Consider the following 26,424-nt stretch of genomic DNA (forward strand, 5'->3'; position numbering starts at 1 on the left):
GCGTAGCTTCCCGGCAGAACGGCGGGAACAAAACGTTGCCGGCTTTTCTGCTGCCTGAAAAGGTCGGGTGTAGAGGTTTTTCAAGACGATAAGGGTGTCAGGGTCCAATGAACGAACAATATTCCGCAATGCGAAGTAATGTCAGTATGCTCGGCAAACTGCTCGGGGATACGATTAAGGATGCGCTGGGAGAGAACATCCTCGACCAGGTGGAAACCATCCGTAAGCTCTCCAAGTCATCCCGCGCAGGCAATGACACTCATCGCAAAGAACTGCTTAACACGCTGCAAAACCTCACCAATGATGAGCTGCTGCCGGTGGCGCGCGCCTTTAGCCAGTTTCTGAACCTGACCAACGTGGCTGAGCAGTATCAGACCATCTCGCAAAGTGGCGAGGGTGAGAATCATCCTGAACTGCTGAAAAAGACCTTCGAGACCCTGAAGCAGAAACAAGCGGTCAGCGAAAGTGACATTCTCGCGGCCATTGAGTCCCTGTCGCTGGAGCTGGTGCTGACCGCGCATCCGACCGAAATCACCCGCCGTACGCTGATCCACAAACTGGTCGAGGTAAACAGCTGTCTGAAGCAGCTCGATCACAGCGACATCTCCGACTACGAACGTAACCAGATCATGCGCCGTCTGCGCCAGCTGGTGGCTCAGGCGTGGCACACCGATGAGATCCGCAAATATCGCCCGACCCCCATCGACGAAGCCAAATGGGGCTTCGCCGTGGTGGAAAACAGCCTGTGGGAAGGTGTTCCCGCCTTTCTGCGTGAGCTGAATGAGCAGGTGGAAGAGGCGTTCGGGATTAAATTACCGGTCGATTTCGTGCCGGTGCAGTTCACCTCCTGGATGGGGGGCGACCGTGACGGCAACCCTAACGTGACGGCCAGCATTACCCGTCATGTGATGCAGCTGAGCCGCTGGAAAGCCACCGACCTGTTCCTGCGGGATATTGGTGTGCTGATCTCCGAGCTGTCGATGTCGGAGTGCAGCGAGGAGATCCGTGAACTCAGCGGCGACCCGGAAGCGCTTGAACCTTACCGGGTGATCCTGAAACGTCTGCGCAGCCAGTTAATGACCACCCAGTCGTTCCTGGAGCGTCGTCTCAAAGGTGAGCGTCTGCCGCGTCCGGCCGACCTGCTGATTTCCAACGACCAGCTCTGGGACCCGCTGTTTGCCATCTACCAGTCGCTGCAACAGTGTGGCATGGGCATCATCGCCAACGGTCAGCTGCTGGATACCCTGCGCCGCGTGAAGTGCTTTGGTATGCCGCTGGTGCGTATCGATCTGCGTCAGGAGAGCACCCGTCACACGGAAGCGATCGCGGAAGTGACCCGTTATCTGGGCCTCGGCGATTATGAGAGCTGGTCCGAAGCGGATAAACAGGCGTTCCTGATCCGCGAGCTGAACTCCAAACGCCCGCTACTGCCGCGTAGCTGGGAACCGAGTGATGAAACACGTGAAGTGCTTGAGACCTGCCGCGTCGCGGCGGAAGCGCCACAGGGCTCCATCGCCGCCTATGTAATCTCAATGGCGAAGACGCCGTCTGACGTGCTGGCGGTCCACCTGCTGCTGAAAGAGGCGGGTATCAACTACGCCATGCCGGTTGCGCCGCTGTTTGAAACGCTCGACGATCTGAACAACGCCAACGACGTGATGAGCCAGCTGCTGAGCATCGACTGGTATCGCGGCTTTATTCAGGGCAAACAGATGGTGATGATTGGCTATTCCGACTCGGCGAAAGATGCCGGCGTGATGGCCGCCAGCTGGGCGCAGTACCAGGCGCAGGACGCCCTGATTAAAACCTGCGAAAAAGCAGGTATTTCACTGACGCTGTTCCACGGACGCGGCGGCAGTATTGGCCGCGGTGGCGCACCGGCCCATGCCGCGTTACTGTCACAGCCGCCAGGCAGCCTGCGCGGGGGCCTGCGTGTCACCGAGCAGGGTGAAATGATCCGCTTTAAATATGGCTTACCGGCCGTGACTATCGCCAGCCTGTCGCTCTATACCGCCGCCATTCTGGAGGCGAACCTGATGCCGCCGCCGGAGCCAAAACGGGAATGGCGCGACATCATGGATCAGCTCTCCGCCGACTCCTGTGCGATGTATCGCGGTTACGTGCGCGAAAATGCAGATTTCGTCCCCTACTTCCGCTCGGCGACGCCGGAGCAGGAGCTGGGTAAATTGCCGCTCGGCTCCCGTCCGGCCAAGCGTCGTCCGACCGGCGGCGTCGAGTCTCTGCGCGCGATTCCGTGGATTTTCGCCTGGACGCAGAACCGTCTGATGCTGCCCGCCTGGCTGGGTGCCGGTGCCGCGTTGCAGCAGGCGATGGCGGCCGGTCATCAGGATCAGCTGGAAGCGATGTGCCGCGACTGGCCATTCTTCTCGACCCGTCTCGGCATGCTGGAGATGGTCTTCTCCAAAGCGGACCTCTGGCTGGCGGAATATTACGATCAGCGCCTGGTGGAAAAATCACTCTGGCCGCTGGGTAAACAGCTGCGCGATCAGCTGGACGCCGATATCAAAGCGGTGCTGACCATCGCCAACGACTCACACCTGATGGCCGATCAGCCGTGGATTGCCGAGTCGATTGCGCTGCGTAACGTCTATACCGATCCGCTGAATGTGCTCCAGGCGGAGCTGCTCTACCGTTCACGCGCTCAGGAAGCGCGCGGCGAAGAGCCGGACGCGCGAGTTGAACAGGCGCTGATGGTGACGATTGCCGGGGTTGCGGCGGGGATGCGCAACACCGGTTAAGCCTGGCCGGGCGCGAACCGCGGTCAGCGCCCGCTGAAAAGCAGCAACAAAAAAAGTCGGGATTATCCCGACTTTTTTATGGGCAGAGGAGACAGCCTTACGCCGCTGCGACGACGGGACGCACCCCTAAGGTGTGGCAGATGGCGTAACTCATTTCCGCACGGTTCAGGGTGTAGAAGTGGAAATCTTTTACCCCTTCGCGCGACAGAATTTTCACCATGTCCATGGCGATATTCGCCCCCACCATTTTGCGCGTTTCGGCATCATCATCCAGCCCGGCAAACATCGCGTTCATCCAGCCTGGCACGCGCACGTTAGTCAGGGTGGCAAAGCGTTGCAGCTGTCTGAAGTTAGAGACCGGCAGAATGCCTGGCACAATTTCCACATCAATGCCGGTGGCGACACAGCGATCGCGGAAACGTAAATAGCTTTCAACGTCGAAGAAAAACTGGGTAATAGCCCGGTTCGCGCCGGCGTCGATTTTCCGCTTCAGGTTAATCAGGTCGGCCTGTGCGCTTTTCGCCTCGGGATGAACTTCGGGATAGGCGGCGACAGAAATATCAAAATCCCCTACCTCTTTCAGCAGCGACACCAGATCGCTGCCATACATTTCTGGCTTGCCGCTGCCCGGCGGCAGGTCGCCACGCAGCGCCACGATGTGACGGATACCGTTGTTCCAGTAATCCTGAGCGATGGTGCGCAGCTCATCGCGTGTGGCATCGACGCAGGTCAGGTGCGGGGCCGCTTCCAGACCGGTGCGATCTTTAATGCCTTTGATAATGCTGTGGGTACGGTCGCGTTCACCCGAATTCGCGCCGTAGGTGACAGAGACAAATTTTGGCTTCAGGCTGCTCAGGCGATAGATGGAGGCCCACAGGGTCTCCTCCATTTCAGGGGTACGGGGCGGGAAGAACTCAAAAGAGACATTAATTTGCCCGTTCAGCTCAGCCAGGCTCTGATTCAGCGCTTCGCGCTGATTGGCGTGAAAGAAACTCATCCTGCACCCTCATCGATTAACTATCGGCCAGTAAACATCTATACGTTTAGACGTCCAGATGCTCAAAATGACGCAATCCGGCTGCGGCGTCAACTTAAAAATGATTCACCGCCGTGACGAATATTCAATCAATCTGAAGAAAGTTCATGATGGGCGCAAAGTACGCCCTGAAACAGGCGCCGAAGCGCCTGAAGCAGAAGGGTTAAAGCAGCTGGGCGAGGCGATTAATATCGGACTGGATAGCGCCCGCGGTCACATCCCGCCCGGCGCCTGGTCCGCGGATCACCAGCGGATTATCGCGATACCAGCGACTCTCAATGGCGAACACGTTGTCGCACGGCAGCAGCGAGGCCAGCGGATGTTCCGGGCGTACCGCTTCGACGCCGACGCGCGCCTTACCATTGGCATCAAAGCGGGCCACATAGCGCAGCACCAGACCCAGCTCCTGCGCCGCTTCCAGCCGTTGCAGCATCTGTTCATTCAGCTCTTCGCCATCTTCGAAGAAGTGGTCGACAGAGCCGTGCTGACAGTTGTCCGGCACCAGCGACTCCACCCGCACCTGATCCGGCTCGATGTTATAGCCCGCTTCGCGCGCCAGAATCACCAGCTTGCGCATCACATCCTGGCCGGAGAGGTCGACCCGCGGATCGGGCTCGGTTAAGCCCTGCTGCCAGGCCTGATCCACCAGCTCGGTAAAGGGCACCGTGCCGTCAAATTGCAGAAACAGCCATGACAGCGTGCCGGAGAAGATCCCGCTGATCGACAGGATGGTGTCTCCGCTGTCACGCAGATCGCGCACCGTGTAGTTGATCGGCAGACCGGCACCGACCGTGGCGTTATAGAGCCAGTGACGACCGGTTTTGGTAAAGGCATCGCGGATCTGCCGCCACGTCTGGCTGTCTGACGCACCGGCCACTTTATTGGCGCTGATCACATGAAAACCGTGGCTGGCGAAGTCGAGATACTGCTGCGCCAGCGGCGTACTGGCCGTGACATCCAGCACCACTAAATCATCAAACGGGTGCGCCCGCATCCACAGGAAGAGTGACTCCTCATCCCGCTCTACCGCTTCATCATCGAAGAAGGCCAGCGCGCGACTGGCATCCAGCCCTTCATAACTCAGCAGGCTGCGGTGACTGTCCGCGACGCCCGCCAGTACAAATTCAAAACCGGTGCGCGCCGACAGCGTTTCCTGATCGCGGGCGAAGAGTTCCAGCCAGCGCGAACCGATATTGCCCTTGCCAAACAGCATCAGGCCGATGCGCTTTTCAGCCCGGAACAGCGACTGGTGCAGCCCCTGAATCAGATGCTGAGTCGGGCCGACGCGCAGCACCGCCACCACACTGATGTGCTCTTCAGACTGCCAGATGAATTCAACCGGTTGATCTTTGAGCTGCTGCCAGAAGCGGTGGGTGTGCAGCGGGTTGCGGGTCACGCCTGCGCCCACCAGCGCCACCAGCGCCAGACCGTCACGCAGTTGCAGATGGCCCGGCAGACCAGCGTCCTGGAGCAGCGTAAAGGCGCTGTTGACCACTTCCGAGGTGTAGCAGAGCTGCAACAGCTGCCGATCAGGATGGACCCCGAACGCCAGCGGACGCAGCTGCGCGCGCTTCAGCAGCAGATCGATCTCTTTATGCAGGATGGCAAAGTCGTGCTGCTCAGGCAGCTGAATCTCAATCAGGCAGACATCATCATGGCTGGTGACGATGCGGGCGCCGGTCCCGGAGGCCAGCACCCGCTCAATCCGGGTCGAACCCTGCTCCGGCTGGTAACTACAGCGCAGTTGCAGATCAATATCGCTGCCCGAAACGGGTTGCAGGGTGCGGGTATGCAGTACCGGTGCGGCCAGGCGCGCCAGTTCGCTGGCTTCATCCAGTCTCAACAGCGGCAGCAGGCAGGCGTCGGAAACTTTGCGGGGATCGGCGCTGTAAACGCCCGCCACATCACTCCAGATGGTGACGCGACCAACGCCAGCCAGCGCGCCAATCTGCGTCGCGGAATAGTCGGAGCCATTACGCCCCAGCAGCACCGTTTCACCGGCGTCGTTACGGCTGATAAAACCGGTGACCACAATGCGCTTATGCGGATGCTGCGCCAGCAGCGATTGCAGCAGTGGCCATGACTTGCCTTCATCCACCTGCGGCTGGGCGGCACGCTCGGCACGCAGGAAATCACGGGCGTCGAGCCAGCAGGCTTCAATATCACGCTGGCTCAGCACCGCCGCCATCAGCCGTGCCGACCACACTTCCCCGTGCCCGACCACTTCGGCATAAACCGCATCGGTGATCGGCGCATCCAGCAGCGCGGCCAGTTTTTCCAGGTCACGGATAAAGGCTGTCACTAAAGGTTCTGCCACATCAGCAGGCAGCAGCGCACTGATCAGTTCGCTCTGGTAACGCCGTAAAGCCTGTTGCACCTGGTGCGCCGAGAGCCGGTCGCTCTGGCTCAGCTTCAGCCAGCTAATCAGCTGGTTTGTGGTGGAGCCTGCCGCCGAGACCACCATCATATCGCCTGGCTGGCTGTAGTCCGCCATAATGCCAGCCACACGCTGGTAGCAGCGCGCATCGGCCAGGCTACTGCCACCAAATTTATGCAACTGCCTGCTGTCCGGCGTTCCCGCGCCCGCTGAAATCGTCATGGTTACCCCTCGGCTGCGACCCGGAATGCATTATCCAGATCGGCGATTAAATCTTCGTGATCTTCAATGCCGACAGAAACCCGCAGCAGCGTATCGGAAATGCCCGCGGCAGCGCGTGCCTCCGCAGACATCCCGGCGTGCGTCATGGTGGCGGTATGTGAGATCAGACTCTCTACGCCGCCCAGCGATTCCGCCAGCGTAAATAGCCGTAACGCTTTCAGGAAGCGACGCAGCAGTGCCTCATCACCGTCAACTTCAAAACTCAGCATGGCCCCAAAGCCGCGCTGCTGACGCACTGCGTGTTCGTGTCCGGCGTTCTCCGGCAGCGAAGGATGATACAACTTTTTCACCCGCTTCTGCTGCTTAAGATATTCCACAATCGCCAGCGCGTTGCGTTGTGCCGCCGCGATACGTGGGGCCAGGGTACGGATACCGCGCAGCAGCAGATAGCTGTCGAACGCCGCGCCCGTCACCCCAATATTGTTGGCCCACCAGGCCAGCTCGGTCGCCTGTTGCGGATCTTTGGCAATCACCGCGCCCGCCACCACGTCTGAGTGACCATTCAGATATTTGGTGCAGGAGTGGATCACCAGGTCAGCGCCCAGCGCCAGTGGATTCTGTAATGCCGGGCTCATAAAGGTGTTGTCCACCACGCTGACCGCTCCCGCCGCGCGCGCAGCAGCGCAAATCGCACTGATATCTACGACACGCAGCAGTGGATTACTGGGACTCTCGATCAGCACCAGTTTAGGTTTCAGATCCAGCGCCGCCTGAAGCGCCACCGGGTCACCCTGATCGACAAACTTCACCTGATAAGCGCCGCGTTTGCTCAGGCTGTCAAACAGTCGATAGCTGCCGCCATAGCAGTCGTGTGGCGCAACCAGCAGATCGCCCGGCTTCAGGAACACCGTTGTCACCAGGTGAATGGCCGACATCCCGGTATTGGTCAATACCGCGCCCGCGCCCCCTTCCAGCTCCGCCAGCGTGCGCTGCACCACATCGCGGGTAGGATTGCCGCGACGGGAGTAGTCATGCGCCCGTGGTTCATTAAAATCGAGGAAGTTATAGGTGGTGGAGAGGTGGATCGGCGGGACAACGCAGCCATATTGCTCGTCATCATTTAAACCGCTGCGCACTGCGATAGTTGCCGGTTTACGGGTCATGAGCGAAATGTTCCTGAAGAGTGAAGAAAATGTAGCCCACAGAATATCACCCTCTAATTAGACGTCAATACATCTGGACATCTAAATGTCTTTGCGTATAGATTGAGCAGAAAGGCAATAACCGCTAAAATTATGCGTCATCGCCTGACGCTCCCCGAGGTAAAGCAGCGGCAGTAAGCGAAGAAAAGCCGCCATATCAGGGGGTCAGGCAGGGAAAAATCAGGCATAATCCGCTGATTTCCTCACATTTAACGTTTATTAATTAAGGTAACCCATGGCTGAATGGAACGGCGAATATATCAGCCCGTACGCTGAGCACGGTAAGAAGAGCGAGCAGGTCAAGAAGATTACGGTGTCTATCCCATTGAGCGTGCTGAAGATTTTAACGGATGAGCGTACCCGTCGTCAGGTAAACAATCTGCGTCACGCCACCAACAGCGAGCTGCTTTGCGAAGCCTTTTTGCATGCCTTTACCGGTCAACCGCTGCCAGATGATGTCGATCTGCGCAAAGAGCGCAGTGATGAGATCCCGGAAGAAGCGAAAGCGATTATGCGCCAGATGGGCGTCGACCCTGAAACATGGGAGTATTAATCCCTCAGGCCCGTTTCGCTTAATCTCGTCCTGTTTCAGTTCAGCAGCCCCCACTCAGGAGGCTGCTGAACTGATATTATCCTGCCCTGCTTTATCCTGACGCCCCAGCCTGGGGTGAAATCGCTGTGGTTATCCCTTCTGTTATTCAGATAAAAAACGCCCATTACATTGCATATCTTCCAGATATTTCTATTGCAATATGCGCTCATTATTAAAATCCATAATAGAACAATTACTATTGAGGCTGATGAGAGGGCGCCGTAATATTTTAAAAGGATGACTCTTCACGGAAAGAATAATGGGCGGAAAACGTCATATAAAATATAAACCAGCGCGCTATTTCATTATTATCTTTACTGCTCTCTGCCTCTTTCCTCATCAGGCCTTTTCTGCGCCACTATTTATTGAACAAAACGGTGATGCCCATGCGCTGGAGCAGGACCGGATACGCAAAAAACAACTGATACCTCAACCGCAAAAAAGCGTCTCTGAAAGCCAGCGCTTTGAACGTGAAAAGATCGCTTTCCCGGCTGAACAGCCCTGCTATCCCATCGACAGCGTCTCTTTACGCCAGGACAACCCTGCGTTACGTCTGGGGAAATTACGCTATTTTACCTCACAGGCAGAAGGAAAATGTCTGGGCATTGCCGGAATAAGAGTGCTGGCTAAAACATTGCAGAATGAAATTATCAGGCTGGGCTATATCACCACGCGCGTTAACTTGCCCGATCAGAATCTTTCCGGCCGCACGTTAATGTTTGTCATTAACGCCGGTAAAGTGGGAAAAATCACGCTGGAAAAGAGCCGGGGCGATTACATTAATCTCCAGAGCACGCTGCCGCTGAAAGAGGGGGATATACTCAGACTGCGCGACCTGGAGCAGGGAAGCCTTAATCTTCAGCGTGTACCGGGCTCGCGGGTAAATATTAAACTCATGCCCGGCAGCGAAAAAAATGAGAGCGATCTCTCTATCCATCGCGAGCAGGATAAGTACTGGCAGATTGGCGCATGGCTGAATGATGCGGGGTCAGTCGCCACCGGTCGCTATCAGGGCGGCGGGGCGCTCTATTTAAATAATATTACCTCATTAAGTGAAACCCTCTATATCTCCTATGGCCACGACATTGCCCCGGCCCATACGACAAAGGGTAATGACAATAAATCGGTCGGCTATTCCGTTCCCTGGGGTTACTGGTGGCTCGACCTCTACGCCAGCCGCAGTGATTACCGGCAGGTGATGGCGGGCAACCAGGCAAACTGGAACCTCGACAATAAAAACAGCTATTTCAGTGCTCAGCTCAATCGTATGCTTTCACGGACCGTCAACCAGACCACCACAGCCGGGCTGCAAATATTTAATAGCGGGTCACGCTATTCGCTTAATGGTGTCGATCTCATCAGTATGCATAAAAGAAGCGCTGGCTGGAAAGCGGTGCTGCAACATCAGATTAATAGAGATAACGCCAGCGTGGCGGCGACCCTGGCTTATCAGCGGAAAATGCCCTGGTTTCACAGCCGTCAGACCGTCGAGCAGCAATATGGGCTGATTGATCGACAAGGCCGGATTGTCACCCTCGATCTGGAGGGATCACTCAACTTCCGTTTATCTCAGCACTGGCTGAACTACTCTCCCCGCCTCAGCCTGCAATATACGCCAGATAAACTCTCTTCCCTGAATCGTTTTGCTTTAGCAAACCGCTGGACGGTACGGGGTTTCGACGGCGAATACTCCCTGCAGGAGAATAAAGGGTGGTACTGGCGTAACGATATTAGCTGGCTGTTCCCGGACAAACCCATTCAGCCCTATATCGGCATGGATGCAGGCCAGGTTTATGGCAATAACAGCCAGCACTATTACAGCGGAAAAACGGTTATCGGCAGCGTAATCGGCCTGCGGGGTAACTACCTGAAAACGTCCTTTGATTTTTTTGCCGGTACGCCGGTTAAAAAGCCACAGGGGTTTCACAGCGATCCCCTGACGCTCGCCTTCTCATTGCAATGGAAATATTAACAGAGGAGGAAAAGGCAATAAAAATGGAATTCATTAAGTAAAAAATCAAAAAACATACAGGAGCAGATATGAAAAAGCATACGATTAAAGGTTTATTTGTGGCGATACTGGCGGCGCTGGGCAGTCACTCAGCCTCTGCGGCATTAAATAGCTATACGCATGCAAACGGTTCAACGGTGGTTAATATTAATCAGGCCGATGCGAATGGCCTGTCACATAATATGTATCAGGATTTTAATGTCACCAGTAAGGGCATGATACTGAATAACAGTACCCAGGATCTGGTGCGTGACAGTGGCAATATTGCCCTTAACAGCAATCTGACGAGTTCTGCCACGCTGATCCTGAATGAGGTGATTTCAAAGAACGCCTCTGCGTTAAACGGTTCTGTTGAGGTTGCCGGTCAGAAAGCGGATGTCATTATCGCTAACCCTAATGGCATTACCTGTTCGGGCTGTAGCTTCATCAATACCGGACGCGCCACCCTGACAACCGGTACGCCAAAATTCACCGATGGCGAATTAACGAGTTTTAAGGTTGCCAACGGTACGGTCAGCATCATCGGTAATGGCCTGAAAGGTGCGGATTATACGGATCTGATGGCACGCAAGATCAACATTCAGGGTATGGTTGATACATCTCAACTGAAAGCGATTGCCGGTATTTATGATTACGATGTCGCTTCGGGTGTCGCGACTTCCAGCGGAGCGACACAGATTCGCAGTAACGGCATCGATGTCAGCGCACTGGGTGGTGCCACCGCGGGTATTATTCAGCTGCAAACTACCGACGCGGGGGTTGGCGTGAATAACAATGGCGTCATCAACGCTAACAGCCTGTATATTTCCTCGAATGGCGCGTTAACAAACAAAGGGACTCTTGAAGCGGGTCTGATTAACGCCAGTGCCAGCGGCGTTATGACCAATACCGGCACGCTTTCTGCCACCCAGGCAGCGCTCCAGACCAACGACGCCTTTGTTAATAATGGCACCATCAAAACCACCGGCGCTGCCAGCATCGTCAGCATAGGGAAATTCACTAACAGCGATAAGGCGACAATCAGTGCTGATGGCGATACCAACATCGTCTCGCTGATCGGTAATGTTGAGAACAAAGGCGCAATCAGTACCTCAAAAACGCTGGCGATTCAGACCGGTTATAGTGCGATTAACGGAGCCGGCACAGCCATCGCCAACACCAGCCTGCTCAACTCAGGATCGATGCAGGCGGGCAACATCAGCCTGAACGCGGTAAAAGAGATCAGCCTCCTGTCAGGCGGTAAGGTCTCCACTTCAGGTGCCGCTTACCTTTCTGCGGCGAAAGTCTCTAACGCCGCCACCCTGACCGGTCAGAGCGCTTTGATCGTGACGAATGCGTTCAAAAATGAGGGGGAAATGCAGACCACCGGACTGTTAAATATTTATGGCAAAAACGGCATCACTAATACCGGCACGCTGAAAGCAGGCACCTTAACGCTGGCAACGGATGAGAAAATCAGTAACGCCTCCTGCTTCCTGTGGCTGTTATGCACGCCGGGCACGATGACGGCCGATAAGATCACCATTACCGCCCCCAAAATCGCCAGCATCAATGACCTGGACGGCAATTATGTGACCAACATTCTTGAGCTGAATACATCCGCTGACGCAGCAACCAACAGCAGCCTTTGATCAGAAACAGCGGCCATAAAAAAACCCAGCCGGAGCTGGGTTTTTCTTGCCGTCGGACCCGCAGGTCCGAATGCCATTTAATCTTATTTTTTAGCGCCTGGCACGCTGAAACGCTTGTTAAAGCGGTCAACACGGCCACCAGTTGCAACTTCACGCTGTTTACCGGTATAGAACGGGTGGCATTTGCCACAAACGTCCAGGTTCAATTCGTGAGTCAGCGTTGAACGGGTGTGAATCTCGTTGCCGCAGGTACATTTGATAGTAACTGCTTCGTATTTTGGGTGAATACCTTGTTTCATGGGAAACCTCATAGAAGGCCGTGTCGCTCTCCGTGCCAGGCTTTTCACCTGCACAGCACCACACGCGATTGAACATTAAATGGTGTACTCCGGCCACTCTTTCTTACCGGAGGCGGCATAGTATACAGGTAATGGTGCATTGCTGCAAATCTATGCTGAGATACCCGCCATCCGGGTCAGCGTGTACACTAGCCTCCCCGATGATTAAGCCGGAAAGAGAGAGTTATGCCCGTTGTTCAGGTTGCCCTGCCCGTCCCTTTGCCCCGCCTGTTTGACTATCTGCCGCCGCAGGGTGCGCAGCCGGTGGTGGGCGGTCGCGTGAGCGTGCCCTTTGGCAACCGCAAAATGATCGGGATCGTGGTTGCGCTGCGTGACAGCAGCGACCTGCCGGAAGCACAGCTCAAACAGGTGCTGGAAGTGCTGGACAGCGAATCGCTCTATCCGGCGTCGCTATGGCGCATCCTCAACTGGGCCGCCAGCTACTATCACTCGCCGCACGGTGAAGTGCTAAGCCATGCCATTCCGGTGCTGCTGCGCCAGGGGAAAGCAGCGCAGGACAATCCGCTGTGGCGCTGGGAGATCACCGAACAGGGCCGGGCGACCGCGCCGGAAAGTTTAAAACGGGCGCCGAAACAGCAGCAGGCGCTGGCCGCGCTGCGCCAGCGCCCGCTCTATCGTCATCAGGTAACCGAACACGATCTTACCGACGCAACGTTGCAGGCGCTGCGCGCCAAAGGTTTATGCGAGCTGCATGAGCATCAGCCACAACACCACGACTGGCGCAGCAGCTACGCGGTAAAAGGTGAACGTCTGCGGCTGAATACCGACCAGGCGATGGCGGTAGGGGCGATCCGGGCGGAAGATGAACACTACGCGGCCTGGCTGCTGGCCGGTATCACCGGTTCCGGCAAAACCGAGGTCTATCTCAGCGTGCTGGAGAATGTGCTGGCGCGCGGTAAACAGGCGCTGGTGCTGGTGCCGGAGATTGGCTTAACCCCTCAAACTATTGCCCGCTTTCGCGAGCGTTTTGATGCGCCTATTGATGTGCTGCATTCGGCACTTAATGACAGCGAACGTCTGGCGGTGTGGTTACGGGCGCGGCGCGGCGAAACGGCGATTGTGATTGGCACCCGCTCAGCGCTGTTTACCCCGCTGGCGCGTCCTGGCGTGATCATCATTGATGAAGAGCATGACAGCTCCTATAAACAGCAGGAGGGCTGGCGCTATCAGGCGCGCGATCTGGCGGTGTTTCGCGCGCATGAAGAGAACATCCCGATCGTGATGGGATCGGCGACGCCCGCTCTGGAGACGCTGCACAATGTCCGCAGCGGCAAATATCGTCAGCTCGACCTGACAAAGCGTGCCGGTAACGCCCGCCCGGCGCTGCAACAGCTTATCGACTTAAAAGGGGTACAGCTGGTCGGCGGCCTGGCACCCGCTCTGATTGGAAAAATGCGCCAGCACTTGCAGGCCGATAATCAGGTGCTGCTGTTTCTTAACCGCCGTGGCTTCTCGCCCGCCCTGCTCTGCCACGATTGCGGCTGGATTGCCGAGTGTACCCGCTGTGATCGCTACTACACGCTGCATCAGCACCATCGTCAGCTACGCTGCCACCACTGTGACAGCCAGCGTCCGCTGCCCAATCAGTGTCCGCAGTGCGGCTCAACCCACCTGCTGCCGGTTGGCGTAGGCACTGAGCAGCTGGAGCAGCAGCTCGGCACTCTCTTTCCGGGCGTGCCGGTGTCGCGTATCGATCGCGATACCACCAGCCGTAAAGGGGCGCTGGAGCAGCATCTGGCGGATGTCCATCGCGGCGGCGCCCGCATCCTGGTCGGCACCCAGATGCTGGCGAAAGGCCACCACTTCCCCGATGTCACCCTGGTGTCACTGCTGGATGTCGATGGCGCGCTGTTCTCTGCCGATTTCCGCGCCGCGGAGCGCTTTGCCCAGCTCTATACCCAGGTCGCCGGGCGCGCAGGCCGTGCCGGTAAACAGGGCGAAGTCCTGCTGCAAACTCACCATCCCGAACATCCCCTGTTGCAGACGCTGCTGCATCAGGGCTATTTCGCTTTCGCCCAGCAGACGCTGCTGGAGCGCCAGGCGGTCTCGCTGCCGCCGTGGAGCCGTCACGCCCTGTTCCGCGCGGAAGATCTGGATAATCAGCAGGCGGCAGAATTCCTGCAACAGCTGCGCAATCTGCTGGAAGCGAGCCCGCTGAATGACACGTCAATGTGGTTTATGGGGCCGTTGCCCGCGCTGCAACCCAAACGCAGCGGACGCTGGCGCTGGCAGCTGCTGTTACAGCACCCTTCCCGCCAGCGTCTGCAACAGTTGCTGAGCAGTTCGTTACCGCTGATTTCAACCCTTCCCGCCGCGCGCAAAGTGAAATGGACGCTGGACATCGACCCGACCGAGAGCTGATCCTGGCCAACGCTGGGAGCCAGATCGAAAAAAGTCGCATAAGTCACAATTTTTATGCAAATTAAGTAACAACCAGCCGGGCAATCGTTAACAATGTTGCCCGGTTTGCTTTCCGGTCAGATAAAACAGAGTCGAACGCGCCATACCGCGTCAGGAGCATGTGTTGGAGCAGAATCAACAACCGCCCGCCGCCACGATGAAAGATGTCGCGGAAGAAGCGGGCGTCTCGACCGCCACCGTCTCGCGTGCGCTGATGAATCCAGAGAAAGTTTCTGCCGCTACCCGCCAGAAAGTTGAGCAGGCCGTCGCCTCGGTGGGCTATGCGCCCCAAGGCACTACCCGCAATGCGCGTCGCAACGAGACGCGAACCATTCTGGTGATTGTTCCCGACATCTGCGATCCCTTCTTCAGTGAGATCATTCGCGGTGTTGAAGTCACGGCGGCGGAGGAAGGCTATCTGATACTGATTGGCGACTGCGCACACCAGAATCAGCAGGAGAGAACCTTTCTCAACCTGATGGTGACGCGCCAGATTGATGGCATGGTGCTGCTCGGTTCCCGGCTGCCGTTTGATGCCAGCGTCGATGAGCAGCGCAACTTACCGCCGATGGTGATGGCGAATGAGTTTGCGCCGGAAATGTCACTGCCCACGGTGCACATTGACAACCTCACCGCCGCCTTTGAAGCGGTGAACCATCTGTTGCAGCTTGGTCATACCCGCATCGCCTGCATCGCCGGACCGGAGGAGATGCCGCTCTGTCAGTACCGGCTACAGGGATATGTGCAGGCGATGCGGCGCAGCGGGCTGACGGTCGATCCCACTTATATAGTGCGCGGCGACTTCACCTTTGACGCCGGTGTCGCCGCGATGAATCAGCTGCTGACCCTGCCGCAGCCGCCGCGCGCCCTGTTTTGTCACAGTGACATCATGGCGATAGGCGCGATGAACCAGGCGCGACGCTGCGGGCTGCGGATACCGGAAGATATCTCGGTGGTCGGTTTTGATGACATTGAACTTTCACGCTATTGCGAGCCGCCGCTGACCACGGTGACGCAGCCCCGCTATCAGATAGGCCGGGAAGCGATGCGCCTGTTACTGGATGAGCTACAGGGCAAACGGGTGATTAACGGGTCACGACTGCTGGATGCGAGCCTGACGATCCGTGGCAGCACAGCGCGGGCAAAAAAGCGCGAAAAATAGGCAGCGCGCTGTCGCTTTTTCAGCAAATTCTTAAAGCGAACAGCGCTGGTCAAAGTTCTGACCCTTAAGTAACATGGCGGACTCCTTGCCGGGCGCACAGAAACCGTTAATTCGCCCATCTGGCACTATTTTTTAAGGGTATAAGAACGAGAGTGGCACAAAAAGATTATGTAGGCCGCGGGCGTTCAACAGGGACGCGACGCAAAAAAAGCCCCAGCCGTGGCAAGAAGAGCAAAGGCGGTTCGGGAACATCTAAATTGATGATTGTACTGGCGGTCGCAGTGCTGGTGACCTTTGCCGGTGGTTTATGGTTCCTGGCGCATCATAAAAAAGAGGATGTGCCGGTCATTACGGATCATAAAGCCAACGGCAATGGCTTACCGCCAAAGCCAGAAGAGCGCTGGAAATATATCAAAGAGCTGGAAAATCGTCAGGTCACTGTACCGACGCCGATCGAACCCTCTTCCGGCGGCGAAGTGAAGTCACAAACGCAGCTGACCGACGAACAGCGCCAGCTGCTGGAGCAGATGCAGGCTGATATGCGTCAGCAGCCGACGCAGCTGAATGAAGTGCCGTGGAACGAACAGACGCCGGCGCAACGTCAGCAGACCCTGCAACATCAGCAGCAGTTGCAGCAGATTCAGCGTCAGCAGCAGCAGGCAGAGCAACAGCAGCAACGTCAGCAGTTGCAGGCCCAGCAGCAGCAACAGCGCCAGCAGCAGTTGCAGCAGCAACAACAGCGTCAGCAACAGCAGCAGTTACAACAGCAGCAGCGCCAGCAACGTCAGCAGCAGCAGCAGCAGCAGCAGCAGCAGCAAAACGTACAGCGCCAGACGCAGGCCGCGCCGATTACCCGTGAAGAGGAAGCCCAGCCTAAATCGCAGCAGACCGCGAAGGCGAAGCCGGTGGAAAAGGCCTCTTCGCAGCGCTGGATGGTGCAGTGTGGTTCGTTTAAAGGCACCGACCAGGCGGAATCGGTTCGGGCTGGCTTAGCCTTTGAAGGATTTGAAAGCCGGATTACTACCGGCGGTGGCTGGAATCGTGTGGTTATCGGTCCTTATAAAGATCGCGCCAGCGCGGACGCCACCCTGAAACGTCTGCGCAGTTCTGGTCATTCCAGCTGTATTCCGCTCTCCGTCGGGGGTTGAAACCCGTCAAACCCGCCCCATATCTGTTGCATGATACTCCGCGCCCGGTGCGCGGAGTCCTTTTCCGACGGCAATAAGGGGTCTGCCCGTGACAACAATAGTAAGTGTACGACGCAACGGCCAGGTAGTGATTGGCGGTGATGGCCAGGCTACGCTCGGCAATACCGTGATGAAAGGCAACGTTAAAAAAGTGCGTCGTTTATACAACGATAAAGTGATCGCCGGCTTCGCTGGTGGCACCGCAGACGCCTTCACCCTGTTTGAACTCTTCGAACGTAAACTGGAAATGCATCAGGGCCATCTGGTGAAAGCCGCGGTGGAACTGGCTAAAGACTGGCGTACCGACCGGATGCTGCGTCGCCTCGAAGCCCTGCTGGCGGTGGCGGATGAGTCAGCCTCGCTGATCATCAGCGGCAACGGTGACGTGATCCAGCCTGAAAATGATCTGATCGCTATCGGTTCCGGCGGGCCTTTCGCCCAGGCAGCGGCACGTGCGCTGCTGGAGAACACCGAACTGGGTGCACGCGACATCGTTGAGAAGTCGCTGAATATCGCGGGTGATATCTGCATCTACACTAACCATAACGTTAATTTCGAAGAATTAACTTCCAGGGCGTAAGGATATAACTATGTCTGAGATGACTCCACGCGAAATCGTCAGCGAACTGAACCGCTTTATCATCGGCCAGGATAGCGCCAAGCGCGCCGTGGCTATCGCGTTGCGCAATCGCTGGCGCCGCATGCAGCTTGATGAAGAGCTGCGCCATGAAGTAACCCCGAAAAACATTCTGATGATTGGCCCGACCGGTGTCGGTAAAACCGAAATCGCCCGTCGTCTGGCTAAACTGGCGAACGCGCCATTTATCAAAGTCGAAGCGACGAAATTTACCGAGGTGGGTTACGTCGGTAAAGAAGTTGACTCTATCATTCGCGATCTGACTGACTCCGCCATCAAAATGGTGCGCAGCCAGGCGATTGAGAAGAATAAATACCGTGCCGAAGAGATGGCGGAAGAGCGCATTCTCGACGTGCTGATCCCGCCAGCGAAAAACAACTGGGGCCAGGCTGAGCAGAGCGCCGAACCTTCTGCCGCACGCCAGTCGTTCCGCAAAAAACTGCGCGAAGGCCAGCTGGATGACAAGGAGATTGAGATCGACCTGGCCGCCAGCGGCCCTGGCGTTGAGATCATGGCTCCTCCCGGCATGGAAGAGATGACCAGCCAGTTGCAGTCGATGTTCCAGAACCTCGGCGGCCAGAAACAGAAAGCCCGCAAGCTGAAAATCAAAGAAGCGATGAAGCTGCTGATTGAAGAAGAAGCGGCGAAGCTGGTCAACCCGGAAGAGCTGAAGCAGGAAGCGATTGAAGCGGTCGAACAGCACGGTATCGTGTTTATTGATGAGATCGACAAAATCTGTAAGCGCGGCGGTCAGAACGCGGGCGGACCAGATGTGTCGCGCGAAGGGGTTCAGCGTGACCTGCTGCCGCTGGTTGAAGGCTGTACCGTCTCAACCAAGCACGGCATGGTGAAAACCGACCACATTCTGTTTATCGCCTCAGGTGCTTTCCAGGTGGCCAGCCCCTCCGATCTAATCCCGGAATTGCAGGGTCGTCTGCCAATTCGGGTTGAGTTGCAGGCGCTGACCGTGAACGATTTCGAGCGCATCCTGACCGAGCCAAATGCGTCAGTGACCGTGCAGTACAAAGCGCTGATGAATACCGAAGGTGTGAACATTGAGTTCACCGAAGAGGGTATCCGTCGTATCGCTGAGGCGGCCTGGCAGGTGAACGAGACCACCGAAAACATCGGTGCGCGTCGTCTGCATACGGTGCTGGAGCGTCTGATGGAAGACATCTCTTATGACGCCAGCGATCGTCATGGTGAATCTGTCACCATTGACGCCGACTATGTGGGCAAACATCTGGATGAACTGGTGGCTGACGAAGACCTGAGTCGCTTTATCCTCTGATCCCTCGCGTCCGCGCTTTACAGAGCCCAGCCCACCCGGCTGGGCTTTTTTATGCATGCTCTTGATCGAACAATGCTTTCCCCATACTGATGATTTTGCCAACAATCCGCATATAGCGATATACTTACCTTTCCTGTGGCAAACAGACGAAACCCTTATGAAATACGATACATCTGAACTCTGCGACATCTACCATGAAGAAGTGAACGTTGTTGAACCGCTTTTTTCAAACTTTGGTGGGCGCACGTCATTCGGTGGGCAGATTACCACAGTGAAATGCTTCGAAGACAACGGCTTACTCTACGATCTGCTGGAAGAGAATGGCCGGGGTCGGGTGCTGGTGATCGACGGCGGCGGCTCGGTGCGTCGCGCGCTGGTTGATGCGCAGCTGGCGCGCCTGGCGGCGACCAATGAGTGGGAAGGTCTGGTGGTGTACGGCTCGGTGCGACAGGTTGATGAGCTGGAAGAGCTGGAGATCGGCATTCAGGCTATCGCGGCGATTCCGGCGGGCGCAGCGGGTGAAGGCATTGGCGAAAGCGATGTGCGCGTCAACTTTGGCGGCGTCACCTTCTTCTCAGGCGATCATCTCTACGCCGATAACACCGGCATCATCCTGTCAGAGGATGCGCTGGATCTCGAATAGGTTCAGCAATGAAAACGGGTGCCAGAGCACCCGTTTTTCACATCAGCTGAGGCTTCAAACCTCTTCCATTTTTCCCAGCAATGCACGCAGACGTTCCTGCCACACGTGTTGCTCTTCTTTCAGGTGCTGATTTTCACGCATCAGCGCATCGTGGTTGCCCGCGACTTGTTGCGCATCGTTACGCAGTGAGTTGTTCTGCTCTTTCAGCTCTTCGATTTCCATCTGCAACAGGGTGATGGTATCAATCGCCTGCTGTACTTTCGCTTCCAGTTTCTCAAACACTTCAAATGACATCTTTCTGACCTCTCCTAAATTCCTGCAAGGCGTTGATGATGCCAGCGCAAGCCAGCAACGTTGTCCCGATTGTATGTAGCCTAACCCCGCAAGTCCAGCAACGCGGGCGCTGCGGGCGAAGTCTGTAACACTTTTCAGTCAATGCCTGAATCTGCGCTGCGCTTATCCCGGCCTGCTTTTCATCCCTGCCCGTTACCCGGCTAAAGGGGCGCGAATAGTGACGGAAAAAGGCCAAAATACGCGAAAACGCGCATTTTTATGACGCAGTACACAAAAAATGATTTCGCTATTTCTCGTTTATGTTCGTTAACGATAAATTCACATCAGCCCTACATTAAAGCTGGGTGCCTCATGGACTGAGAACAAAAACTGATAAAATTTAACCTCGCTTCAGGAACCACTATTATGAGTCAGACAACTAACACGCTCAAAGGTCAGTGTATTGCCGAATTTCTGGGGACAGGCTTGATTATTTTCTTTGGCGCAGGCTGCGTAGCCGCGCTGAAACTTGCCGGTGCCGCGTTCGGCCAGTGGGAAATCTGCATTATCTGGGGTCTGGCGGTCTCAATGGCGGTCTATCTGACCGCTGGAGTCTCAGGCGCGCATCTGAATCCTGCCGTTACCGTTGCGCTCTGCCTGTTCGCCAGCTTCGAAGGCCGTAAAGTGGTGCCCTATATTGTGGCGCAAATCGCCGGGGCATTCTGCGCGGCCGCGCTGGTTTACGGCCTCTACTACAGCCTGTTTTTCGATTACGAACAAAGTCATCAGATGGTACGCGGGACGGTTCAGAGTCTGGATCTGGCCGGTATCTTCTCTACCTATCCTAACCCGCACATCAGCGTAGGCCAGGCGTTCCTGGTCGAGATGGTGATTACCGCCGTGCTTATGGCGGTGATTATGGCGCTGACCGACGACGGCAACGGTGTACCGCGTGGACCGATGGCGCCGCTGTTGATCGGCCTGCTGGTTGCGGTGATTGGTGGCTCAATGGGTCCGCTGACCGGCTTTGCTCTTAACCCGGCACGTGATTTCGGACCTAAGCTGTTCGCCTTCTTTGCTGGCTGGGGTAACGTTGCCTTCACGGGTGGTAAAGAGATCCCTTACTTCCTGGTACCGATTTTTGGCCCGCTGGTGGGTGCCTGCCTGGGTGCGGTAGGTTACCGCACACTGATTGCCCGCTACCTGCCAGGTATCGCTCAGGAACCTGCCAGTGTTCCAGCAGAAAAACCGGTTGCACGCGCTCAGCAGCGTAAAGCGTAAGTTTCACTTTTATCATCAGGACTGAATTTATGACTACTACCACAGATAAAAAATACATCGTCGCGCTCGATCAGGGTACCACCAGCTCACGCGCCGTTATCCTCGATCACGATGCCAATATCGTGGCGGTATCGCAGCGTGAATTTACCCAGATCTACCCGAAAGCGGGCTGGGTTGAGCACGACCCGATGGATATCTGGGCCTCGCAAAGCTCTACGCTGGTTGAAGTGCTGGCACACGCCGACATCCGTTCTGACGAGATTGCGGCCATCGGTATCACCAACCAGCGTGAAACCGCCATCGTCTGGGACAAAGAGACCGGCAAGCCCATTTATAACGCCATCGTCTGGCAGGACCCGCGTACCGCTGACTACTGTCATAAGCTGAAGCAAGAGGGACTGGAGGAGTATATCCAGCACACCACCGGCCTGGTGATTAACCCCTACTTCTCCGGCACCAAAGTAAAATGGATCCTCGATCACGTCGAAGGCGCGCGTGAACGTGCGAAGCGTGGCGAACTGCTGTTCGGCACCGTCGACACCTGGCTGGTCTGGAAAATGACCCAGGGTCGGGTCCATATCACCGACTACACCAACGCCTCACGTACCATGATGTTTAACATCCACAAGCTGGAGTGGGATCAGCGCATGCTGGACATCCTCGACATCCCGCGTGAGATGCTGCCGGAAGTGAAATCTTCCTCTGAAGTGTATGGCCAGACCAACATCGGCGGTAAAGGCGGAACACGTATTCCAATCGCCGGGATCGCCGGTGACCAGCAGGCGGCGCTCTATGGCCAGCTCTGTGTCCAGCCTGGCATGGCGAAAAACACCTACGGCACCGGCTGCTTTATGCTGATGAACACCGGTACTGAAGCGGTAACCTCGACACACGGCCTGCTGACCACCATCGCCTGCGGCCCACGCGGCGAAGTGAACTACGCGCTGGAAGGGGCGGTGTTTATTGGTGGCGCCGCCATTCAGTGGCTGCGCGATGAGATGAAGCTGATCAGCGATGCTGCTGACTCTGAATACTTCGCGATGAAGGTGAAAGACAGCAACGGCGTTTATATGGTGCCAGCCTTCACCGGTCTGGGCGCGCCTTACTGGGACCCCTACGCCCGCGGCGCACTCTTCGGTCTGACGCGCGGTGCCAATTCCAACCACATCATCCGCGCCACGCTGGAGTCGATCGCCTATCAGACCCGTGACGTGCTGGAAGCGATGCAGAACGATGCCAACACCCGTTTGCAGGCGCTGCGTGTGGATGGCGGTGCCGTCGCCAACAACTTCCTGATGCAGTTCCAGTCTGACATTCTCGGCACCCGCGTTGAGCGCCCTGAAGTGCGTGAAGTGACAGCGCTGGGTTCCGCGTATCTGGCGGGTCTGGCGGTCGGCTTCTGGCAGGATCTGGATGAGGTGCGTTCTAAAGCGGTGATTGAACGTGAGTTCCGTCCAAGCCTGGAAACCACCGAGCGTAACTTCCGTTACGCTGGCTGGAAAAAAGCGGTTGCCCGCGCTCAGGCGTGGGAAGAACAGGAGTAATCTCTGCGCCCGCGACGCTGGCCGTCGCGGGCCTTTTCCCGCCCTTTCTCCCCGCTGTGTTACACTGCCTGCCGGTTTTTTGTCAGGTAGATGCCATGAAACGAGAACTTGCCATTGAATTTTCCCGCGTGACCGAAGCTGCCGCCCTGGCAGGCTATAACTGGTTAGGTCGCGGCGACAAAAATGCGGCGGATGGCGCGGCGGTCCATGCCATGCGTCAAGTCCTGAACTCCATTGATATTGACGGTCAGATTGTGATCGGTGAAGGGGAAATCGACGAAGCGCCGATGCTCTACATCGGTGAGAAAGTCGGAACCGGTCACGGCGACGCGGTGGACATCGCGGTCGATCCGATTGAAGGCACCCGTATGACGGCGCTTGGCCAGGCTAACGCGCTGGCGGTGATGGCGGTTGGCGATAAAGGCAGCTTTCTTCACGCTCCCGATATGTACATGGAAAAGCTGATTGTTGGCCCGGCGGCACAGGGCAAAATCGACCTCGACCTGCCGCTGGAAACCAATCTGCGTAATGTTGCGCAGGCGCTGAATAAACCGCTGTCGCAGCTCACCGTCTCCATTCTGGCGAAGCCACGCCATGACGCGGTGATCGCGCAGTTACAGCAGCTTGGCGTGCGGGTCTTTACCTTCCCGGATGGCGACGTTGCCGCCTCGATCCTTACCTGTATGCCGGACAGCGAAGTGGATGTGATGTATGGCATCGGCGGTGCGCCGGAGGGCGTGGTCTCGGCCGCGGTGATCCGGGCGCTGGACGGTGATATGCAGGGTCGGCTGCTGGCGCGTCATCAGGTGAAAGGCGACAGCGCCGAGAACCGTCTGCTCGGCGAGCAGGAGCTGCGACGCTGTGCCGGGATGGGCATTGAAGCGGGTAAAAAGCTGACGCTGGGTGAGATGGCGCGTAACGATAACGTGGTGTTTGCCGCCACCGGCATTACCAGTGGCGAGCTGCTGAAAGGCATTACCCGCCAGGGCAACATCGCCACCAGCGAAACGTTACTGATTCGCGGTAAATCACGCACCCTGCGCCGAATCCAGTCGATTCACTATCTCGACCGTAAAGATTCGGCGCTCCATCCGTTTATCCTGTAACCGGCTGGTTGCCGCGCTCCGGCTGACGTGAGAGCGGCAACCAACAGAGCAGCATAATCAGCGCGGTAAAGAACATCAGCATGCCGAGGCTGAACTGGTCGCGCTGCGGCATCATCGCCGACAGCCACGCCACTAAGCCCGATCCCAGGTTCTGCATCCCGCCAATCAGCGCGCCTGCGCTACCCGCCAGCCAGGCGTAGGGTTCCATCGCGCCTGAGGTCGCCAGCGGGAACAGCATGCCCGCGCCAAAGAAGAACAGCGCGGCGGGCACCAGCAGCGTCCAGATATTCATCACGCCAAACCACGCCGGGATCCACATCAGAATACCTGCCAGCAGGCAGCTGTTGACGCCCCACCACATCAGGCTGTGCCAGGAGCCCTGCTCCCGTCCGGCGAACCAGGCACCAAAGAATGCCGCCGGAATCGGCAGAATGAACAGAATACTGACGGTCAGGCTGGGCAGGCCCAGTACGCCGCCCAGCAGGACGCCACAGCTCGACTCAAACACCGCAATGCCCGCCAGCGCGCCAATCAGCAGCACAATATAGCGAACGAAATTCGCGTCGCTGAGCAGGCGAACATAGCGTCGGAAGAACGGGGTCACTTCCGCACTCTGCGGCCGGGTCTCCGGCAGCCAGCGCGCCATCGCCCCGGTTACGGCCAGACAGAGCAGCAGCAGAAAGGCAAAACAGGCGTGCCAGCCAAACAGCTGGGTCAGCAGTGCGCCAATCACCGGGGCCAGCAGCGGGCTGACCAGAATACCCATGTTGAGCAGGCTGTTAGCCCGGCGCAGCGCGTGCCCCTCATAGAGATCGCGCGGCATCGTGCGCGCCATCACGCCCGCTACCCCGGTTCCCAGCCCCTGCACCGCGCTGCCGAACACCAGCATATCCAGCGACGTGGCCATCAGCGCAGTGATCGCGCCGATCATAAAGATCGTCATGCCGGCCAGGATCACCGGGCGGCGACCGACGCTGTCTGACAGCGGACCGTAGATCAGCTGCGATCCGCCGTAGGTCATCAGATAGGCCGCCATCACCCGCTGTAGCGCCCCATCCCGCACATTCAGTGCGTCTGCCATTACCGCCATCGCCGGGACATAGATGGTCTGCGCCATCTGTCCGACCGCGACCAGCACGATCAGCATCACCAGCAGCGGGCGGTTTTCCAGTTTAGTTATCATGATTAAGCAAAATGTCTGTCTGTGAAAGGAGGTTAAAACAGCGGTTCGCCCGCTGGTTATTCGGTTATGGCGGGCAAAATATCAGGATTAGGTGACAAAGCGAGAGATGAGCAAAAAGGTCCGGGCCGCTGCCCGTCAAGTTCTGTGCACCACGTTGTAAAGCTAACGCAACAGTTTGTCGATTAGAGCCTTTGCCCGGACGCAGGCTAGCAATCTCGCGATACAGTCGCGAAAATAGTGACCTGCCTGAATAATCAACAATCCGGGAGTGATTATGGCTGAGTGGGTAAATGCTCAAGTAAAGGAAGTGAAAAACTGGACTGATGCGCTGTTCAGTCTTCGGGTTCAGGCCCCCATCGATCCCTTTATCGCCGGGCAATTTGCCAAGCTGGCGCTGGAGATTGAGGGGGAACGGGTTCAGCGCGCTTACTCCTACGTGAACGCGCCGAAAGATGACCTGCTGGAGTTCTATCTGGTCACGGTGCCGGACGGCAAACTGAGTCCACATTTGCAGGCGCTGCGTCCGGGCGACGAGGTGATGGTCACCAAAGAGGCGGCCGGCTTTTTCGTGCTGGATGAAGTGCCTGAGTGCAGAACCTTATGGATGCTGGCGACCGGCACCGCCATCGGTCCCTATCTTTCGATGCTACAGCAAGGCGAAGGGCTGGATCGGTTTGAAAATATCGTGCTGGTACACGCTGCCCGCTACGCGGCCGACCTGAGTTTCCTGCCGCTGATGCAGCAGCTGCAACAGCGTTATCAGGGCAAACTGCATATCCAGACGGTGGTGAGTCGCGAAGAGATTGCCGGTTCGCTGACCGGCCGCGTCCCGGCGCTAATCGAAAACGGCGAGCTGGAACGCGCCACCGGGTTAAGCCTGGATGCCGACAGCAGCCATGTCATGCTGTGCGGCAACCCACAGATGGTGCGTGATACCCAGCAACTGCTGAAAGAGACGCGCGCGATGCGCAAGCATCTGAAGCGCAAGCCGGGCCACATCACCAGCGAACATTACTGGTGAGACACCTGGCGCCGGTATTGCACCGGCTGGGTCGCGGTACCAAACCGGTTCGCGCCGGACGTGCCGCGAAACACCCCCAGATCGAGCAGCAGACCAGCCAGTAAGATAAAGGGAATGGCGCGACCCAGCAGCCACGGCAGAATGCCGCCCAGCATGCTCCAGTTCCCCGCCACCAGCAGCCAGGCCACAATCACCAATAATCCCCAGTAGCCGCGACGATTGCGATCGTGCAGGCGCTTAACCAGCAGCGCGCTGGCGGGCCACAGCAGGCAGACCACACCAAAGGCGGCCATCTGCGTATCGAGCCAGTCGTTAGCCGCTAACACGAATAACAGCGTGGTTGCCAGCAGCCAGAGCGCCTGCCCGATCCAGAAATCACGTCGTCCCAGTCTGCCACGCCAGGAAAAACACCATTGTTGTAACGTCATGCATTATCATCCAGAGAGAAGAGAGCCGCCGCGCTTTTGACCTTGCGGATAAAAACCGTTTTAATTTGCGCCTGAGTTT

Annotated in this window: 21 protein-coding genes; 14 read left to right on the forward strand and 7 right to left on the reverse strand. The window is 57.0% G+C overall.

Translation table 11 applies throughout. The features are described 5' to 3' along the window. Positions 1 to 107 precede the first annotated feature (107 nt). On the forward strand, positions 108 to 2,759 hold the full coding sequence (gene ppc, locus ACCW71_RS15295) for a phosphoenolpyruvate carboxylase (protein ID WP_436372789.1): 2,652 nt from the start codon (positions 108 to 110) through the stop codon (positions 2,757 to 2,759). A gap of 97 nt (positions 2,760 to 2,856) precedes the next feature. Here ppc and metF read toward each other — a convergent pair whose 3' ends face one another. The 3 genes from metF to metB form a co-directional block, all read right to left on the reverse strand. Further along, positions 2,857 to 3,756 (reverse strand): methylenetetrahydrofolate reductase, encoded by a 900-nt coding sequence (gene metF / locus ACCW71_RS15300; RefSeq protein ID WP_436372790.1) that lies wholly within the window; start codon positions 3,754 to 3,756, stop codon positions 2,857 to 2,859. A gap of 202 nt (positions 3,757 to 3,958) precedes the next feature. Further along, positions 3,959 to 6,394, reverse strand: a complete 2,436-nt coding sequence (locus ACCW71_RS15305) for a bifunctional aspartate kinase/homoserine dehydrogenase II (protein WP_436372793.1) — start codon at positions 6,392 to 6,394, stop codon at positions 3,959 to 3,961. A gap of 2 nt (positions 6,395 to 6,396) precedes the next feature. Then, the gene (metB, locus tag ACCW71_RS15310; protein ID WP_436372795.1) at positions 6,397 to 7,557 is read right to left on the reverse strand and encodes a cystathionine gamma-synthase; all 1,161 of its coding nucleotides are present in this window, start codon (positions 7,555 to 7,557) and stop codon (positions 6,397 to 6,399) included. Between the two features lie 274 nt (positions 7,558 to 7,831). Here metB and metJ point away from each other — a divergent pair, with 274 nt between their 5' ends. From metJ to ACCW71_RS15325, 3 genes are all read left to right on the forward strand, one after another. Further along, positions 7,832 to 8,149: a met regulon transcriptional regulator MetJ gene (metJ, locus tag ACCW71_RS15315; RefSeq protein WP_436372798.1), complete on the forward strand. Its 318-nt coding sequence runs from the start codon at positions 7,832 to 7,834 to the stop codon at positions 8,147 to 8,149. Between the two features lie 298 nt (positions 8,150 to 8,447). Next, positions 8,448 to 10,160, forward strand: coding sequence for a ShlB/FhaC/HecB family hemolysin secretion/activation protein (locus ACCW71_RS15320; protein ID WP_436372800.1), 1,713 nt, complete (start codon positions 8,448 to 8,450; stop codon positions 10,158 to 10,160). Positions 10,161 to 10,228: 68 nt separating this feature from the next. Then, positions 10,229 to 11,830, forward strand: coding sequence for a filamentous hemagglutinin N-terminal domain-containing protein (locus ACCW71_RS15325; protein ID WP_436372803.1), 1,602 nt, complete (start codon positions 10,229 to 10,231; stop codon positions 11,828 to 11,830). 83 nt (positions 11,831 to 11,913) lie between these two features. On the opposite strand, the gene rpmE is transcribed toward ACCW71_RS15325, so the two are convergent. After that, on the reverse strand, positions 11,914 to 12,129 hold the full coding sequence (rpmE, locus tag ACCW71_RS15330) for a 50S ribosomal protein L31 (protein ID WP_003851227.1): 216 nt from the start codon (positions 12,127 to 12,129) through the stop codon (positions 11,914 to 11,916). Between the two features lie 225 nt (positions 12,130 to 12,354). Here rpmE and priA point away from each other — a divergent pair, with 225 nt between their 5' ends. The 6 genes from priA (at position 12,355) to rraA (ending at position 19,509) form a co-directional block, all read left to right on the forward strand. Next, positions 12,355 to 14,550 carry a primosomal protein N' gene (gene priA / locus ACCW71_RS15335; RefSeq protein ID WP_436372806.1) on the forward strand — a complete coding sequence of 732 codons (2,196 nt, stop codon included), beginning with the start codon at positions 12,355 to 12,357 and terminating at the stop codon, positions 14,548 to 14,550. A gap of 163 nt (positions 14,551 to 14,713) precedes the next feature. Further along, entirely contained in the window at positions 14,714 to 15,751 is a 1,038-nt protein-coding gene (gene cytR, locus ACCW71_RS15340) for a DNA-binding transcriptional regulator CytR (RefSeq protein WP_436372809.1), read from the forward strand. 152 nt (positions 15,752 to 15,903) lie between these two features. Then, the gene (ftsN, locus tag ACCW71_RS15345) at positions 15,904 to 16,899 is read left to right on the forward strand and encodes a cell division protein FtsN (protein WP_436372811.1); all 996 of its coding nucleotides are present in this window, start codon (positions 15,904 to 15,906) and stop codon (positions 16,897 to 16,899) included. Positions 16,900 to 16,987: 88 nt separating this feature from the next. Further along, positions 16,988 to 17,518, forward strand: a complete 531-nt coding sequence (gene hslV, locus ACCW71_RS15350; protein ID WP_436372813.1) for an ATP-dependent protease subunit HslV — start codon at positions 16,988 to 16,990, stop codon at positions 17,516 to 17,518. Positions 17,519 to 17,528: 10 nt separating this feature from the next. After that, complete coding sequence (gene hslU, locus ACCW71_RS15355) at positions 17,529 to 18,866, forward strand: HslU--HslV peptidase ATPase subunit (RefSeq protein ID WP_436372815.1); 1,338 nt, start codon at positions 17,529 to 17,531, stop codon at positions 18,864 to 18,866. A 157-nt stretch (positions 18,867 to 19,023) separates the two neighbouring features. Then, entirely contained in the window at positions 19,024 to 19,509 is a 486-nt protein-coding gene (rraA, locus tag ACCW71_RS15360; RefSeq protein ID WP_003851240.1) for a ribonuclease E activity regulator RraA, read from the forward strand. A gap of 54 nt (positions 19,510 to 19,563) precedes the next feature. Here the strand turns inward: rraA and zapB are convergent, their stop codons facing one another. Continuing rightward, positions 19,564 to 19,803 (reverse strand): cell division protein ZapB, encoded by a 240-nt coding sequence (gene zapB, locus ACCW71_RS15365; RefSeq protein ID WP_003851242.1) that lies wholly within the window; start codon positions 19,801 to 19,803, stop codon positions 19,564 to 19,566. Between the two features lie 405 nt (positions 19,804 to 20,208). On the opposite strand from zapB, the gene ACCW71_RS15370 reads away from it, so the two are divergent. The 3 genes from ACCW71_RS15370 to glpX all read left to right on the forward strand — a co-directional run bounded on the left by ACCW71_RS15370 (position 20,209) and on the right by glpX (position 23,713). Then, on the forward strand, positions 20,209 to 21,063 hold the full coding sequence (locus ACCW71_RS15370; RefSeq protein ID WP_436372819.1) for an MIP/aquaporin family protein: 855 nt from the start codon (positions 20,209 to 20,211) through the stop codon (positions 21,061 to 21,063). A gap of 29 nt (positions 21,064 to 21,092) precedes the next feature. Further along, entirely contained in the window at positions 21,093 to 22,607 is a 1,515-nt protein-coding gene (glpK, locus tag ACCW71_RS15375; RefSeq protein ID WP_436372822.1) for a glycerol kinase GlpK, read from the forward strand. Between the two features lie 95 nt (positions 22,608 to 22,702). Further along, positions 22,703 to 23,713 carry a class II fructose-bisphosphatase gene (gene glpX / locus ACCW71_RS15380; RefSeq protein ID WP_436372824.1) on the forward strand — a complete coding sequence of 337 codons (1,011 nt, stop codon included), beginning with the start codon at positions 22,703 to 22,705 and terminating at the stop codon, positions 23,711 to 23,713. On the opposite strand, the gene emrD is transcribed toward glpX, so the two are convergent. After that, positions 23,703 to 24,896, reverse strand: coding sequence for a multidrug efflux MFS transporter EmrD (gene emrD / locus ACCW71_RS15385; RefSeq protein ID WP_436372826.1), 1,194 nt, complete (start codon positions 24,894 to 24,896; stop codon positions 23,703 to 23,705). The two genes, glpX and emrD, sit on opposite strands and share 11 nt — an antisense overlap. A gap of 274 nt (positions 24,897 to 25,170) precedes the next feature. On the opposite strand from emrD, the gene fpr reads away from it, so the two are divergent. Further along, complete coding sequence (gene fpr / locus ACCW71_RS15390; protein WP_436372828.1) at positions 25,171 to 25,917, forward strand: ferredoxin--NADP(+) reductase; 747 nt, start codon at positions 25,171 to 25,173, stop codon at positions 25,915 to 25,917. Here the strand turns inward: fpr and ACCW71_RS15395 are convergent. Continuing rightward, on the reverse strand, positions 25,908 to 26,345 hold the full coding sequence (locus tag ACCW71_RS15395; protein WP_436372830.1) for a DUF805 domain-containing protein: 438 nt from the start codon (positions 26,343 to 26,345) through the stop codon (positions 25,908 to 25,910). The two genes, fpr and ACCW71_RS15395, sit on opposite strands and share 10 nt — an antisense overlap. Positions 26,346 to 26,424 lie beyond the last annotated feature (79 nt).

The organism is Pantoea sp. C2G6 (assembly GCF_051336815.1).
In the GTDB taxonomy this organism is placed as follows: domain Bacteria; phylum Pseudomonadota; class Gammaproteobacteria; order Enterobacterales; family Enterobacteriaceae; genus Pantoea.

Bases quoted from the DNA above. Each gene is read 5' to 3' on its own strand.
- ppc (WP_436372789.1), top strand. From the start codon at position 108: ATGAACGAACAATATTCCGCAATGCGAAGTAATGTCAGTATGCTCGGC.
- metF (WP_436372790.1), bottom strand. From the start codon at position 3,756: ATGAGTTTCTTTCACGCCAATCAGCGCGAAGCGCTGAATCAGAGCCTG.
- ACCW71_RS15305 (WP_436372793.1), bottom strand. From the start codon at position 6,394: ATGACGATTTCAGCGGGCGCGGGAACGCCGGACAGCAGGCAGTTGCAT.
- metB (WP_436372795.1), bottom strand. From the start codon at position 7,557: ATGACCCGTAAACCGGCAACTATCGCAGTGCGCAGCGGTTTAAATGAT.
- metJ (WP_436372798.1), top strand. From the start codon at position 7,832: ATGGCTGAATGGAACGGCGAATATATCAGCCCGTACGCTGAGCACGGT.
- ACCW71_RS15320 (WP_436372800.1), top strand. From the start codon at position 8,448: ATGGGCGGAAAACGTCATATAAAATATAAACCAGCGCGCTATTTCATT.
- ACCW71_RS15325 (WP_436372803.1), top strand. From the start codon at position 10,229: ATGAAAAAGCATACGATTAAAGGTTTATTTGTGGCGATACTGGCGGCG.
- rpmE (WP_003851227.1), bottom strand. From the start codon at position 12,129: ATGAAACAAGGTATTCACCCAAAATACGAAGCAGTTACTATCAAATGT.
- priA (WP_436372806.1), top strand. From the start codon at position 12,355: ATGCCCGTTGTTCAGGTTGCCCTGCCCGTCCCTTTGCCCCGCCTGTTT.
- hslU (WP_436372815.1), top strand. From the start codon at position 17,529: ATGTCTGAGATGACTCCACGCGAAATCGTCAGCGAACTGAACCGCTTT.
- rraA (WP_003851240.1), top strand. From the start codon at position 19,024: ATGAAATACGATACATCTGAACTCTGCGACATCTACCATGAAGAAGTG.
- zapB (WP_003851242.1), bottom strand. From the start codon at position 19,803: ATGTCATTTGAAGTGTTTGAGAAACTGGAAGCGAAAGTACAGCAGGCG.
- ACCW71_RS15370 (WP_436372819.1), top strand. From the start codon at position 20,209: ATGAGTCAGACAACTAACACGCTCAAAGGTCAGTGTATTGCCGAATTT.
- glpK (WP_436372822.1), top strand. From the start codon at position 21,093: ATGACTACTACCACAGATAAAAAATACATCGTCGCGCTCGATCAGGGT.
- glpX (WP_436372824.1), top strand. From the start codon at position 22,703: ATGAAACGAGAACTTGCCATTGAATTTTCCCGCGTGACCGAAGCTGCC.
- emrD (WP_436372826.1), bottom strand. From the start codon at position 24,896: ATGATAACTAAACTGGAAAACCGCCCGCTGCTGGTGATGCTGATCGTG.
- fpr (WP_436372828.1), top strand. From the start codon at position 25,171: ATGGCTGAGTGGGTAAATGCTCAAGTAAAGGAAGTGAAAAACTGGACT.
- ACCW71_RS15395 (WP_436372830.1), bottom strand. From the start codon at position 26,345: ATGACGTTACAACAATGGTGTTTTTCCTGGCGTGGCAGACTGGGACGA.